The organism is Labrys sp. E2SS-1L, assembly GCF_057073705.1.
On the sequence record NZ_CP172712.1, the window covers coordinates 469496 to 483074 of the forward strand.

Annotated in this window: 12 protein-coding genes; 6 read left to right on the forward strand and 6 right to left on the reverse strand. The window is 64.1% G+C overall.

Translation table 11 applies throughout. The features are described 5' to 3' along the window. Positions 1–22: 22 nt before the first annotated feature. Complete coding sequence (locus ACIGJE_RS02110) at positions 23–1939, reverse strand: potassium transporter Kup (RefSeq protein ID WP_415084752.1); 1917 nt, start codon at positions 1937–1939, stop codon at positions 23–25. A 231-nt stretch (positions 1940–2170) separates the two neighbouring features. After that, positions 2171–4087, reverse strand: a complete 1917-nt coding sequence (locus ACIGJE_RS02115) for a potassium transporter Kup (RefSeq protein WP_367626639.1) — start codon at positions 4085–4087, stop codon at positions 2171–2173. Positions 4088–4586: 499 nt separating this feature from the next. Here ACIGJE_RS02115 and ACIGJE_RS02120 point away from each other — a divergent pair, with 499 nt between their 5' ends. Beyond that, positions 4587–6293, forward strand: coding sequence for a formate--tetrahydrofolate ligase (locus ACIGJE_RS02120; RefSeq protein ID WP_149252641.1), 1707 nt, complete (start codon positions 4587–4589; stop codon positions 6291–6293). A gap of 162 nt (positions 6294–6455) precedes the next feature. Here ACIGJE_RS02120 and ACIGJE_RS02125 read toward each other — a convergent pair whose 3' ends face one another. Continuing rightward, on the reverse strand, positions 6456–7082 hold the full coding sequence (locus ACIGJE_RS02125; RefSeq protein WP_483679191.1) for a CGNR zinc finger domain-containing protein: 627 nt from the start codon (positions 7080–7082) through the stop codon (positions 6456–6458). Between the two features lie 160 nt (positions 7083–7242). Between ACIGJE_RS02125 and ACIGJE_RS02130 the strand changes: the two genes are divergently transcribed. Together ACIGJE_RS02130 and ACIGJE_RS02135 are read left to right on the forward strand one after the other, a co-directional pair. Further along, positions 7243–7938 carry an alpha/beta fold hydrolase gene (locus ACIGJE_RS02130; protein ID WP_483679192.1) on the forward strand — a complete coding sequence of 232 codons (696 nt, stop codon included), beginning with the start codon at positions 7243–7245 and terminating at the stop codon, positions 7936–7938. 141 nt (positions 7939–8079) lie between these two features. Further along, positions 8080–8925 (forward strand): alpha/beta fold hydrolase, encoded by an 846-nt coding sequence (locus ACIGJE_RS02135; protein ID WP_311934647.1) that lies wholly within the window; start codon positions 8080–8082, stop codon positions 8923–8925. A gap of 173 nt (positions 8926–9098) precedes the next feature. Here ACIGJE_RS02135 and ACIGJE_RS02140 read toward each other — a convergent pair whose 3' ends face one another. From ACIGJE_RS02140 to hpt, 3 genes are all read right to left on the reverse strand, one after another. Next, the gene (locus tag ACIGJE_RS02140) at positions 9099–9380 is read right to left on the reverse strand and encodes a hypothetical protein (RefSeq protein ID WP_483679195.1); all 282 of its coding nucleotides are present in this window, start codon (positions 9378–9380) and stop codon (positions 9099–9101) included. A 163-nt stretch (positions 9381–9543) separates the two neighbouring features. After that, positions 9544–10047, reverse strand: a complete 504-nt coding sequence (locus ACIGJE_RS02145) for a hypothetical protein (protein ID WP_367626643.1) — start codon at positions 10045–10047, stop codon at positions 9544–9546. Positions 10048–10211: 164 nt separating this feature from the next. Beyond that, positions 10212–10742: a hypoxanthine phosphoribosyltransferase gene (gene hpt / locus ACIGJE_RS02150; RefSeq protein ID WP_149252644.1), complete on the reverse strand. Its 531-nt coding sequence runs from the start codon at positions 10740–10742 to the stop codon at positions 10212–10214. Positions 10743–10991: 249 nt separating this feature from the next. Here hpt and ftsE point away from each other — a divergent pair, with 249 nt between their 5' ends. From ftsE to ACIGJE_RS02165, 3 genes are read left to right on the forward strand one after another with little or no spacing between them, the layout of a single operon-like run. Next, positions 10992–11666: a cell division ATP-binding protein FtsE gene (gene ftsE / locus ACIGJE_RS02155; RefSeq protein WP_068299045.1), complete on the forward strand. Its 675-nt coding sequence runs from the start codon at positions 10992–10994 to the stop codon at positions 11664–11666. Next, on the forward strand, positions 11657–12607 hold the full coding sequence (locus tag ACIGJE_RS02160; protein ID WP_367626645.1) for a cell division protein FtsX: 951 nt from the start codon (positions 11657–11659) through the stop codon (positions 12605–12607). Before ftsE ends, ACIGJE_RS02160 begins: the two co-directional genes overlap by 10 nt. 9 nt (positions 12608–12616) lie before the next feature. Beyond that, positions 12617–13465, forward strand: coding sequence for a YdcF family protein (locus tag ACIGJE_RS02165; protein WP_483679197.1), 849 nt, complete (start codon positions 12617–12619; stop codon positions 13463–13465). Positions 13466–13579 lie beyond the last annotated feature (114 nt).

The window sequence follows — 13579 nt, forward strand, 5'->3', positions numbered from 1 at the left end:
TGCCTGCGATCCAGGAAAAGCCTCAGATCAGGACCTGCGTGCCGATCTCCACCACCCGGTTGGAGGGGATGGAGAAATAGTCGCTGGCGTCGTCGGCATTGCGGGCGAGGATCATGTAGAGCCGGCGCTGCCAGCGCCACATCAGGGGCTGCGCCCCGCCGCGCAGGTGGCGGCGCGACAGGAAGAAGGAGGTGTCCATGATGTCGAAGGACCAGCCGGCCCTGCGGCTGAGCGCCAGCGCCTTCGGCACGTTCGGGCTTTCCATATAGCCGAACTGCACCCGCATCTTGGTGAAGGAGACCGAGACCTCTTCGAGCGTGATGCGGCCGCCTCCCGGCACGATCGGATCGTCGGTGGTCTCGATGGTCAGGATCGCGACCTTCTCATGCAGCGCCTTGTAGTGCTTGAGGCTATGCAGCAGCGCCGTGGGCGTATAGTCGGGATCGCTGGTCAGGAAGATTGCCGTACCCGGCACGCGGGCAACCGAGCCCTTTTCCAGGCTCTTGACGATGGTCATCAGCGGCACCTCGGTGCGCCGCGTCTTCTCCAGCACCAGCCGCGTGCCACGCCGCCAGGTGATCATCAGGATCATCAGGGCAGCCGCGATCATCAGGGGCACCCAGCCACCATCATGCACCTTGAGCAGGTTGGCCGAGAGGAAGACGAGGTCGATCAGCAGGAACGGCACGATGATCAGCGCCGCCGTCAGCGCCGACCAGCGCCAGACCTTCCAGATCACCAGGAAGGCCATCATCGCCGTCACCACCATGGTGGTGGTCACCGCGATGCCATAGGCCGAAGCCAGGCGAGAGGAACTCTCGAAGGCCAGCACCAGGATCAGCACGCCGACCAGCAGGATGCCGTTGACCTGGGCGATATAGATCTGGCCCGACTGGTGCTCGGAGGTATGGGCCACCTTCATGCGCGGCAGAAGGCCGAGCTGGATGGCCTGGCGCGTCAGGGAATAGGCGCCGGTAATCACGGCCTGGCTGGCGATGATGGTGGCGACCGTCGCCAGGACCACCATCGGCACCAGGAAGAGCGGGTTCTGGGGCACCAGCATGTAGAAAGGATTGTCGAGGATTTCGGGTGCCGGGTTGTTCAAGACCAGCGCGCCCTGGCCGAGATAGTTCAGCGCCAGCGAGGGCAGAACCAGGGTCATCCAGGCCATCTGGATCGGCTTGCGGCCGAAATGGCCGAGATCGGCATAGAGCGCCTCAGCCCCGGTGACCGCCAGGAACACTGCGCCGAGCGCCACGAAGCCGATATGACCATGGCTGAGCATGAAGGCGACGGCGTGCCAGGGATTGAAGGCCGCGAGCACCACCGGTGCATCCTTGATGTGCCACAGGCCCGCCAGACCCATCACCACGAACCACAGTGCCATGATCGGCCCGAAGAAGGCGCCGACCCGCGCCGTGCCGTGGCTCTGGACGGCGAACAGCGCCACGATGATCGCCACGGTGATCGGCACCACGAAGGGATCGAAAGCCGGCGTCACCAGCTTCATGCCTTCCACTGCCGAGAGCACCGACACGGCCGGCGTGATGATGGCGTCGCCATAGAACATGGCAGCCCCGATGGTGCCGAGCAGCAGGAGCACGGTGCCCGAGCGCCCCAGGGCCCGCTGGGCCAGCGCCATCAAGGTAAGGGTACCGCCCTCGCCCTTGTTGTCGGCCCGGAGCAGCAACAGCACATATTTCAGCGTGACGATGACGATGAGCGCCCACAGGATCAGCGAGATCACGCCGAGCACCGCTTCCTGGCTCATCAGCCTGCCACCCTCGGTCGCCGCATGCAGCGCCTCGCGGAAGGCGTAGAGCGGGCTGGTACCGATATCGCCGTAGACGACGCCGATGGAGCCGAGCGTCAGCGCCCAGAAGCCACCACCATGGCCACTGGTTTCCTCGCCGGTGTCGGCGCTATGCGTAAGCCCCATACGGGCCTCCGTTGGATATGTTGAAGTCGGGCAGAATGAAGATGAAAAGCGCGGCTGCCATCGCCAGGCAAGCCCGTCCCCTGTTTGTGCAGCGCAGCAAGCCCGCTCTCTTACACCTTTCCGATTTCACGGCAAAGGGCTCCCGACGAGGCCGGGCCGGCTTGCGGATGCGCAAAAGCCGGCCGCCGGAACCGTTTCCCGGGAGCATGACTGTTTCAGATCAGCCTGGTCTCAGATCAGGACCTGCGTGCCGATCTCCACCACGCGGTTGGAGGGGATGGAGAAATAGTCGCTGGCATCGTCGGCGTTGCGGGCGAGGATCATGTAGAGCCGGCGCTGCCAGCGCCACATGGTGGGCTGCTTGCCGCCCCTCAGATGGCGGCGCGACAGGAAGAAGGAGGTCGACATGATGTCGAAGGACCAGCCGGCCTTGCGGCACAGCGCCAGCGCCTTCGGCACGTTCGGGCTTTCCATATAGCCGAACTGCACCTTCATCTTGGTGAAGGACGCCGAGATCTCCTCGATCGAGACCCGTCCGCCTCCCGGCACGATCGGATCGTCGGTGGTCTCGATGGTCAGGATGGCCACCTTCTCATGCAGCGCCTTGTAGTGCTTGAGGCTGTGCAGCATGGCCGTGGGCGCGTAATCGGGATCGCTGGTCAGGAAGATCGCCGTGCCCGGCACGCGGGCGACCGAGCCCTTTTCCAGGCTCTTGACGATGGTCATCAGCGGCACCTCGGTGCGCCGGGACTTCTCCAGTACCAGGCGCGTGCCGCGCCGCCAGGTGACCATCAGCGTGATCAGGCCGAGGGCGATCAGGATCGGCAGCCAGGCGCCGTCGAACAGCTTGAGCAGGTTGGCGCCGAGGAAGATCGAATCGATGAGGAGGAAGGGCACGATGATCGCCGCTGCGGCCCAGGGCTTCCACAGCCAGACCCGCCAGATCACCACGAAGGCGAGGATGGCATCCACCACCATGGTGGTGGTCACGGCGATGCCATAGGCCGAAGCCAGGCGCGAGGAACTCTCGAACACCAAGACCAGCAGCACCACGCCGGCAAGCAGCATGCCGTTGACCTGGGCGATGAAGATCTGGCCGGACTGGTGCTCCGATGTGTGCGAGATGCGCATGCGCGGCACCAGGCCGAGCTGCACGGCCTGCCGCGTCAGCGAGAAGGTGCCTGTGATCACCGCCTGGCTGGCGATGATGGTGGCGCTGGTGGCCATGATCACCATCGGTACCAGGAACAGGGGCGAGGCCGGCACCAGGCGGTAGAACGGGTTCTCCAGGGCACTGAAATCATTGAGCACCAGGGCGCCCTGGCCGAGATAATTGAGGGTCAGGGCCGGCAGCACCAGGCCGAGCCAGGCCGTTTGAATCGGCTTGCGGCCGAAATGGCCGAGATCGGCATAGAGCGCCTCGCCGCCGGTGACGGCCAGGAACACTGCGCCCAGCGTGACGAAGCCGATATGGCCATGGGTGAGCAGGAATTCGGCGGCATACCAGGGATTGATCGCCGCGATGATGCCGGGATGCTGCAGGAAATTGACGAAGCCGATCACGCCGACAAGCGTGAACCAGATCGCCATGACCGGGCCGAAAAAGGCACCGACCCGCGCCGTGCCGTGGCTCTGTACCAGAAAGAGGGCGACGATGATCACCAGCGTCAGCGGCACCACGAAGACGTCGAAGCCGGGCGCCACCAGCTTGAGGCCTTCCACGGCCGACAGCACGGAGACAGCCGGGGTGATCATGGCGTCGCCATAGAACATCGAAGCGCCGACGATGCCGAGCAGTACGATGGGTGCCCCGGTGCGCCCCAGGGCCCGCTGGGCCAGCGCCATCAGGGTCAGGGTGCCACCCTCGCCCTTGTTGTCGGCCCGCAGCAGCAGCAGCACATATTTGAGCGTGACGATGATGATCAGCGCCCACAGGATCAGGGAAATCACGCCGAGCACGGCGGTGGGCGTGACGTTCTTGCCGCCATCGGTGGCGGCATGGGCGGCCTCGCGAAAGGCATAGAGCGGGCTGGTACCGATATCGCCATAGACGACGCCGATGGAGCCAAGCGTCAACGCGGCAAACCCGCCGCTATGCTTGTGTTCGGTGGTGTCTTCGCCGTTCTCGACGGCGTTCGCGAGCCCCATGCGGGCAACTCCGTTCTGACCTGTTGGGATTGTTTCGATCGGTCGATCGCGAGATGCGATCTTCGCTCTCCAAAATGCGGCTCAAGGCGCCGCCGGTCGCATCAGGGCCGGACGGCAGGTGACGGCACGCCGGTCGAACCCGGGGTTTCCTGCCCTCGGGGTTGGGCCTCTTACACTCTTCTGCCGGTCGGGCATAGAGGCCCGCAACCCTTTTGACCAACAACTCCCCAGCCAATCGGTCCCGAAACCATGCATAGCCCACATTCAACCCGAGCGCATCATCGCGAAGGCGACACATCCTGTGACGGTTTCGGACAAGCCGATTCGATTGCAATCGGCTACCTATCTTTCATGCGACGCCGCGTCGTATTCGGAACAGTCTTTCTCTTATTTTTTCCGTAATCGCCGCAATACAAGCCCCTACTGCCAAGAAAGATATTTTCATTTCCGTGAAAATATGTCTCAACTGCGCAGAACAACCGCCCCAGAGGGAACCAGCATGGCCCAAGACCCGAAAAAGCCACTGAGCGACATCGAAATCGCGCGTCAAGCCAAGATGCAGCGCATCGAGGCGATTGCCGAGAAAGCCGGCATTCCCGACGAGGCCTTCGAGCCCTATGGCAAACATATCGCCAAGATCGATCTCGACAAGATCCCCGGCCTGCAGGATCGCCCCGACGGCAAGCTGATCCTGGTGACCGCCATCAACCCGACCCCGGCCGGCGAAGGCAAGACCACCACCACCGTCGGCCTCGGTGACGGCCTGGCCGCGATCGGCAAGAAGACCATGATCTGCCTGCGCGAACCCTCGCTCGGCCCCTGCTTCGGCGTCAAGGGCGGCGCGGCCGGCGGCGGCTATGCCCAGATCGTGCCGATGGAGCAGATCAACCTGCACTTCACCGGCGACTTCCACGCCATCACCTCGGCGCATAACCTGTTGTCGGCAATGATCGACAACCACATCTATTGGGGCAATGCGCTCGGCATCGACACCCGCCGCGTCACCTGGCGCCGCGTCCTCGACATGAACGACCGCTCGCTGCGCGCCATCAACTCCTCGCTCGGCGGCGTCTCCAACGGCTTCCCGCGCGAAGACGGCTTCGACATCACCGTGGCTTCCGAAGTCATGGCCGTGTTCTGCCTCGCCAAGGACCTCGCCGATCTCGAGGAACGCCTCGGCAAGATGATCATCGGCTACACCCGCGACAAGAAGGCGATCACCGCCGCCGACATCAAGGCTTCCAGCGCCATGACGGTGCTGCTCAAGGACGCCCTGAAGCCCAATCTGGTGCAGACGCTGGAAGGCAACCCCGCCTTCGTGCATGGCGGCCCCTTCGCCAACATCGCCCATGGCTGCAACTCGGTGACCGCGACCCGCGCCGGCCTCAAGCTCGCCGACTACGTGGTGACGGAAGCCGGCTTCGGCGCCGACCTCGGTGCCGAGAAGTTCTTCGACATCAAGTGCCGCAAGGCGGGCCTCACCCCGGCAGCCGTGGTGATCGTCGCCACCGTGCGCGCCCTCAAGATGCATGGCGGCGTGCCGAAGGACCAGCTCGGCAAGGAGAATCTGGAAGCCTTGCGCAAGGGCCTGGCCAATCTCGGCCGCCATGTCGAGAACGTGCGCAAGTTCGGTGTCTCCGCCATCGTCGGCATCAACCACTTCATTGCCGACACGCCGGCCGAGCATGAGCTCATCGCCCAGGTCTGCAAGGAGCAGTTCGGCGTCGACGCCGTGGTCTGCAGCCATTGGGCCGAGGGTTCGAAGGGCACCGAGGAACTCGCCCGCCGCGTGGTCGCGCTGGCCGAGGCACCGCATCCGCTCGACGGCCGCGGCTTCCGCACCCTCTACCCGGACGAGATGCCGCTCTGGGACAAGATGAAGCTGATCGCCAAGGAGATCTATCGCGCCGCCGATATCATCGCCGACCAGAAGGTCCGCGACCAGTTCAGGGACATCGAGGCTGCCGGCTTTGGCCATCTGCCGATCTGCGTGGCCAAGACGCAATATTCCTTCTCGACCGATCCGAACCATCGCGGCGCGCCGGTCGACCACGTCGTGCCGATCCGTGAAGTGCGCCTGTCGGCCGGCGCAGGCTTCCTGGTGGTGGTCTGCGGCGAGATCATGACCATGCCGGGCCTGCCCCGCGTGCCCTCGGCGGAGTTCATCCGTCTCGACACCAAGGGCCAGATCGAAGGTCTGTTCTGATCCTGGGTCTGCCATGCCGGTCCGGTGCGACCGGCATGGCAACACCGGCTCGAGAGCCGGGACCAACGGGTGCGTACAGCTGAACGCGCTTTACTGGGCAGGGCCGCTATGCTGCGGCCCTTCCGATCGCTCGGCGACGAACACATCGCCGTAGCCGACGAATCAAGGCTGCTCCGCCTTGAGCCGGTGCCGATGGGCGGCCTGCTTGGCCCGGTTGCCGCAGAGCGCCATGCTGCACCATCGCCGCCGATGCCCGCGTGTATGATCCGCGAACACAAGCGTACAGGACGCCCCCTCGCAAGCCTTCACGTTTGAAAAGTCCTCCATGCAGACGAAGCGCCCCATGGCTTCGGCGAGAGGCTGAAGCAGGGCCTCGGGGGAGCGCCATTTGCGCAAGGCCTGGAACTCCAGCCCCTCATGACCCTCATCTCGCCTGGGCGCGATCCGATGAAAGCCTTCATTGCGCTCAAGCAGGCGATTGAGCGGCTCCAGTTCGCTTACGGCGTCGGCTGCAAGCGGCCTGCCCCGATGCTTTCGCACGAAGCCCCTGAACCATTCACGCAAGGCCCTGGCCTGGCCGGCCACCCTGTCGAGTTCCTCGGGCAGAGCTTGCGCCCGCACGGACTCGGCAATATCCGGCGGCAGCAACCGCGCCTGCTCCAGCCAATTTAGCAGGCCGTCCCCGTTGTCGATCCAGTCGACCGGCGTGTCGACCGGCGTCGCCACGGAATTGAGGAAATCCAGCCCCTCGGCGTCAGCGACGAAAAGGGCGGGGGAACGCACATCCATCACATACTCCCATTGCGGCCGGCATCCTCGCCGGCGCCAAGCATCTGTCCATCCCTCAAATAACCCGTTCAACAAGGCTTGACAAGTTACGATAAGCTGAAGTAACCATTTTATAGCCATCAAGACAGTTACTCTAAATATGCCATAGAGGAGAACGTCGATGCCCCGCGAGCCTGTCAGCGTTGTTCTCGTCCATGGCGCCTGGGCCGATGGCACGAGTTGGGCAAAAATCATCCGTCCCCTCGCCGAGGAAGGGTACGGCACGGTTGCGGCGCCGCTGCCGCTGACCTCCTTCGCCGACGACGTGGCAGCGCTCGAGCGCACGTTGGAGCGCGTGCCTGGCCCGGTCGTTCTGGTCGGTCATGCCTATGCCGGCGCCGTCATCGCCGCCATGCAAAGCAGGAAGGTCGCGTCGCTGGTCTATGTGGCCGCCCTGGCACCGGACGAGGGCGAGACGGTTGCAGATGTCTTCTATCGCGGCCGGCCGCATCCCGAGGCGCCGACACTTGCCCCGGACGGCCACGGCTTGATCTATCTGCCGCCAGAAGCCGTCTCCACCGCGTTTGCACCGGGAGCAACGGCCGGCGAACTGGCGCTGCTCACCGCCGTGCAACGGCCGATCTCGCTGGCCTGCATTACGGCTCCGGTCGGTCGCCCGGCCTGGAAGCAGGTACCGGCTTGGTTTCTGGTCGCGGAACAGGACCGCATGATCATCGCCGACAATCAGCACTTCATGGCGAGACGCATGCAGGCACGCATCCATGCTCACCCGGTCGATCACACGCCGATGGTAACGGCACCGGATGTGGTCCTCGCCATCATTCAGGAGGCGATCCGCGAAGCGGCCTTGGCGTGAAGCCAAGCCCTGACCTGCCCCCGACGAACAAAGCCATGCGCGAGCCGAAGGTGCCGAGTGGACCGCGCATTCCCAGCCGCCACGACCGTGGCGTAACCCGAAAATACCGATCCATCAGGTTATAACAGACAGGAGAGAGCCATGACGATCATTACCTACCGCACCGCGGACGTGGACGGGCTCAAGATCTTCTACCGGGAGGCGGGATCACCGCAGGCACCCAAACTCCTGCTGCTGCATGGCTTTCCGAGTTCGAGCCATATGTTTCGCGACCTGATACCGCTTCTGGCCGATCGTTTTCATATCGTTGCACCGGATCTGCCAGGCTTCGGCCAGTCGGGCCTGCCCGCGAGCGGCCATAGTTTCGAAGCGATCGCCGCCGTGATCGACCGGTTCACCGAGATCGTCGGCCTCGACCGCTATGCCATCTACGTGTTCGACTATGGCGCTCCGACGGGATTTCGCCTCGCCTTGAGGCATCCCGAACGCATCACGGCGATCATCACGCAAAACGGCAACGCCTATGAAGAAGGGCTGAGCGAGGGCTGGAACCCGATCCGGGCCTATTGGGAGGATGCGTCGGAGGCCAACCGGCAGGCGCTGAAGGCTTTTCTCAGGCCGGAGGCGACGATCTGGCAATATACCCATGGCGTGCCGGATGCGCACACGGTCTCGCCTGACGGCTACTCGCTGGACAATTTCTACCTGGCCCGCCCTGAATCAGAGGCGATCCAGCTCGATCTGTTCGGCGACTATAAGAGCAATGTCGCACTCTATCCGGCCTTCCAGGCCTATTTCCGCGCACACCGGCCGCCTTTGCTGGCGGTATGGGGCAAGCACGATCCCTTCTTCCTGCCGCCCGGCGCCGAAGCCTTCAAGCGCGACATCCCAGACGCCGTCATCCGTTTCTTCGACACGGGGCACTTCGCGCTGGAGACGCATGCGACGGAGATCGCAGCGGCGATCAGGGATTTCCTGCCGCGTTGAGCGCGGTGCCCGGACAGCCATGCGGATGACGCATCGGCACCGCCATCCCCATCTGCCATGCAAAAACCCCACGGTTCGGTGAACCGTGGGGTCGATGTTTCTACGCGAGCGATACCAAGCGCGTCCGGGCAACCGACTGTGCCGGGATCGTTCGGCACAGCGTCATTCCCACCTCAATATTCGCGATAATCGCGGTAGTACCGGCGGGGACGTTCCCGATAGCGCCAGCCACCGTCATCGCGCCAACCACGCCGGTAGCCGCGATCGGGAACGCAACCATAGGGGGAGCGGTGCATCCCATAGGGGCACAAACGGCGAATTTGCTGGACGAGCCCGTTGTCGGCCTGTGATTGCGCGGTTGGTGCCATCGGCATTGCCGAAGCAATCTGCGGAGCAAACATCATGCTTCCGGCGGTCAGACCAGCTGCAACAAACAGCTTCAGGGATAGTTTCATAGCTCCCTCCCTCAATTTCAATACTCAATGTCTAGCAGTATGATCTGAATGCAAGGTGAACAGGTCAGGCTAGGCAATCAGATTGACGTAACGTCACCCAATCCCGAAGTCGTGCCAGGCCGACAAGGGATGGCCGGTCGGAAGACCGGCCCATCGGGGTAGCCTAGAGGCGGCCTTTCCTGAAGCCAAGCTCATAGATTTGCCAGACGAGCACGGCGAGCATGGCGAGGGTTACGATCCAGCGTCCATAGACCGGCAACAGTTGGTCGCTGAGGATCGGCGAGAAGATCTGGAAATAGATGGCAGCGGGCAGGATGAGCGCCAGTTGCGCCGGCCGGCCCAGGTCGTTGTAGCGCTTGGCGCCCACGAAATAGATGCAGACCGAGACCAGCACCATCACCAGATAGATGACGTCGACCGCAAAAAGCGACAGGTAATAGGGCGCCGTCATCAGCCGGGTATGCTCGCGGGCAACTTCGTCGACCAGGGCTTCGGCCGCCGCGGGATTGCGCGGCAGGACATGATTGAGCCCGTAGGCCGCCGCCACCAGCGCCCCCAGGACCAAGGCCAGCACCGCCATGGCGCGCCACCAGGTCTGCCGGTCGATGCTGCCCTTATCGTCACGAAACAGGAAACGGGCGCTGTGCGCGCCCAGGATACCAGCCATATCTCCTCCGAGGCCTGCATGCCGCCGGCTTCTAGAGCAAAGCGCGTTTAGACGGCAACGCTGCTTTGCGTTGCCTCTTTGGTTCGACGCGTCTTTGCGACTCCTGGCGATGCTGCCAACGCAAAACGCTCCTGCCTGCGTGGCAAGGCAGGATCAAGGCACTTCTACTCGACCACGCCGACGAAGGGCAGCTGGCGATAGGAATGGGCGACGTCCATGCCATAGCCGACCACGAAGACGTCGGGGCACTCGAAGCCGATGAAATCGGCCTTGATGTTGACGGCGCTCTTGCCCGGCTTGTCGAGGAGCACGCAGCTCAGCACCTGCTTGGCGCCGCGCGCCGCGAGCAGGTCCTTGGCGAAGGCCAGCGTGCGTCCCGATTCGAGAATGTCGTCGACCAGGAGGATGTTGCGCCCGCGCACGTCGCTCTCCACGTCATGGAGAATGTTCACCGTGCCGGTCGATACGGTCGCCTCCCGATAGCTCGACAGATGCACGAACTCCACTTCCGGCGCCATGCCGGCCTTGTGCATGGCGCGCAGGAGGTCGGCCGCAAACACGAAGGAACCTTTCAGCACCGCGACCACGAGCAGATTCTCGAGATTGCGGGCCTTGATCTCCTGCACCAGCGACGCGTTGCGCTTGGCAATCGTCTCGGCATCGAACAGGACTTTGATATTACGCGACGTGGCCATCGAACTCCTCATTTCTGCCGGCACCATAGCCGCAGGAGGGTATCGGCGACAATGGCGTTGCAGTGCCGCCCGCCGCCCACCCACAGCCGCCGGATCGCCGGTCGGGCAGAGCTCTTCCCTCATGCCTGCGAAAAGGGAGATCTTCCGAAGGTTAAATTCGTTGTCATTTCGTTAACGTTAACACCTCGTTAACGCCCTCCCGGCACAGTGCAGCCGAGGCGGTCGGGGCCGTCTTGGGGAGATTCTGTCTTGGTTCGGTTCGAGAATGTGGGATTGCGCTACGGGATGGGCCCGGAAGTGCTGCGCGACGTCAGTTTCGACCTGCCCGCCAATTCCTTCCAGTTCCTCACCGGTCCTTCCGGCGCAGGCAAGACCACGCTGCTGCGTCTGCTCTTTCTCACCCTCAAGCCGACCCGTGGCCTCATCCACACCTTCGACCAGGAGGTGTCGACCCTCTCCAAGCACGCCCTCGCCGAGACGCGGCGGCGCATCGGCATCGTCTTCCAGGATTTCCGCCTGCTCGACCACCTCACCACCTATGAGAACATCGCCCTGCCCCTGCGCGTACAGGGCCAGGACGAGGCGCGCTACCGGGCCGAAGTGGTCGAATTGCTGCATTGGGTCGGGCTGGGCGAGCGCATGCATGTGCTGCCGCCCGTATTGTCCGGCGGTGAGAAGCAGCGCGCCGCCATCGCCCGCGCCCTGATCGTACGCCCCGAATTGCTGCTGGCGGACGAGCCGACCGGCAATGTCGATCCGGCCCTGGCGCGGCGCCTGCTGCGCCTGTTCATCGAACTCAATCGTTCCGGCACCTCGGTGGTGATCGCCACCCATGACGAAAGCCTGATGGAACTCTTCCCCGCCCGGCGCCTGCGCCTCGAGGATGGCCACGTCACGGTCCAGGAGCCCGCGTCATGGTCGTGAACGACAGAGGCCAGCCTGCCGGCCGGCGCGCCGAGACGCTGATCCGCCCGGCTGCCCCGATCGTGCCGTCGGGTTCGATCGCAGGGCGCTCGCTGATGGCCGTAGTGGCCATCATGACCTTCCTGGTCGCCCTTACGGCCGGCGGCGTACTGCTGATTGCCGGCGCGGCCGCCGATTGGGGTTCGCAGATCGCGCGCGAGGTCACCATCCAGGTCCGCCCGGTGGAGGGGCGCGACGTCGAGGCCGAGATCGCCAAGGCCGTCGTCGCCGCCCGTGCCACCGAAGGGATCAGCGACGTGCAGGTCTATTCGCGCGAGGAAACCGAGCGCATGCTGGTGCCCTGGCTCGGCGAGGGCCTCGACATGGGCGACCTGCCGATCCCGCGCCTCATCGTGGTGAAGATCACGCCGGGCAGCCTGCCCGACTTCGCCACCTTGAAGAAGACGCTGGCCGAAACCGTGGCCGGCGCCAGCCTCGACGATCACCGCTTCTGGATCGCACGCCTGGCGGCCATGGCGCGTGCCATGGTGCTGGCGGGCCTGGCCATCCTCGTGCTGATGGTCGTCGCCACGGCACTGTCGGTGGTATTCGCCACCCGCGGCGCCATGGCCGGCAACAAGGACGTGGTGGAGGTGCTGCACTTCGTCGGCGCGCATGACAGCTTCATCGCCAACGAATTCCAGCGCCATTTCCTCTGGCTCGGTCTCAAGGGCGGGCTCATCGGCGGCGGCGCGGCGGCGCTGACCTTCCTCTTTGCCCATATGCTGGCCTCGCGCTTCACGGCCACGGCGGCGGGCGACCAGATGGAAGCCCTGTTCGGCTCCTTCAACATGGACTGGCGCGGCTATGCCGCCATTGCCGCGGCAGTCGTGCTCATTGCCATCATCACCGGCGTCACATCGCGCATGACGGTTCACCGTGTGCTGCGAGGCCACATATAGGGGTCATCCATGAGCGTCTGGCAGGGCTCTGCGCCCATTCCGCTACACACCCGCGCCGCCGACCCCATTTTCGCCCAAACCATCCGTAAGAATTTCGGATATGGCGGATTGGCCAGTTTTCGCAGGCTGGCCAGATTCGATCGGCTGACATGGGCGCGTCCGATGCGGCAGGCCTCGACGATCGATGGCATCGCTTCCCCCTCCCAGGCGGAGCACCCGCCGAGGCGGCCGCGCCGTTGGCTGCGCTGGGTCATGGAAATCACCGGCGCCTGCCTGCTGTTCTTCACCGCGGCCGTGGTGACGGATTTCGCCTATTTCGTCTCCAGCCTGCAGAACCAGACGCCCAGCCCGGCGGTGAGGGCCGACGGCATCATTGCCCTCACCGGCGGCGCCGACCGCATCAGCGAGGCCTTCGACCTGCTCAACCAGGGCCGTGCCAAGCGGCTTCTCATCACCGGCGTCAACAAGGCCACCAGCCAGCAGGCGCTGGCCGGACATAGCGCCGGCGGCGTCGAGGTGCTCGACTGCTGCGTGGATATCGACCGCAATGCCCTCAATACCCTCGGCAACGCCCTGGAAACGGCACGTTGGGTGCGCGACAAGCAGTTCAAGTCGATCATCGTGGTGACCTCGAACTACCATATGCCGCGTTCGCTGCTGGAATTGCGCCGGGTGCTGCCGGATACCACGCTGATCGCCTATCCCGTGATCTCGCAGAATCTCAGGCTCGATTCCTGGTGGTCCGATCCGGCCAGCATCCGCCTGCTGCTGTCGGAATATGTGAAATATGCAGGCGCCACCTTCCAGCTCCGGATGGAACGGGCCACGGCGGAGAGGGTGCAGGCGCGGGCCGAGTGAGGGATATTGCGAGAGCAGGATAGAGCCGTCCTGTCCTCGCATCGCAAAGCTCAGAGGTAGAAGTGCATCCTTGATCGGGATTTCCGCAGCAAAACAGTCCCGTAGAAACTCACA

Excerpts from the sequence above, each read along its gene's own strand:
- ACIGJE_RS02160 (WP_367626645.1), top strand. The coding sequence starts at position 11,657 with ATGGTCGTGAACGACAGAGGCCAGCCTGCCGGCCGGCGCGCCGAGACG.
- ACIGJE_RS02125 (WP_483679191.1), bottom strand. The coding sequence starts at position 7,082 with ATGGATGTGCGTTCCCCCGCCCTTTTCGTCGCTGACGCCGAGGGGCTG.
- hpt (WP_149252644.1), bottom strand. The coding sequence starts at position 10,742 with ATGGCCACGTCGCGTAATATCAAAGTCCTGTTCGATGCCGAGACGATT.
- ACIGJE_RS02140 (WP_483679195.1), bottom strand. The coding sequence starts at position 9,380 with ATGAAACTATCCCTGAAGCTGTTTGTTGCAGCTGGTCTGACCGCCGGA.
- ACIGJE_RS02135 (WP_311934647.1), top strand. The coding sequence starts at position 8,080 with ATGACGATCATTACCTACCGCACCGCGGACGTGGACGGGCTCAAGATC.
- ACIGJE_RS02110 (WP_415084752.1), bottom strand. The coding sequence starts at position 1,939 with ATGGGGCTTACGCATAGCGCCGACACCGGCGAGGAAACCAGTGGCCAT.
- ACIGJE_RS02120 (WP_149252641.1), top strand. The coding sequence starts at position 4,587 with ATGGCCCAAGACCCGAAAAAGCCACTGAGCGACATCGAAATCGCGCGT.
- ACIGJE_RS02130 (WP_483679192.1), top strand. The coding sequence starts at position 7,243 with ATGCCCCGCGAGCCTGTCAGCGTTGTTCTCGTCCATGGCGCCTGGGCC.
- ACIGJE_RS02145 (WP_367626643.1), bottom strand. The coding sequence starts at position 10,047 with ATGGCTGGTATCCTGGGCGCGCACAGCGCCCGTTTCCTGTTTCGTGAC.
- ACIGJE_RS02165 (WP_483679197.1), top strand. The coding sequence starts at position 12,617 with ATGAGCGTCTGGCAGGGCTCTGCGCCCATTCCGCTACACACCCGCGCC.
- ACIGJE_RS02115 (WP_367626639.1), bottom strand. The coding sequence starts at position 4,087 with ATGGGGCTCGCGAACGCCGTCGAGAACGGCGAAGACACCACCGAACAC.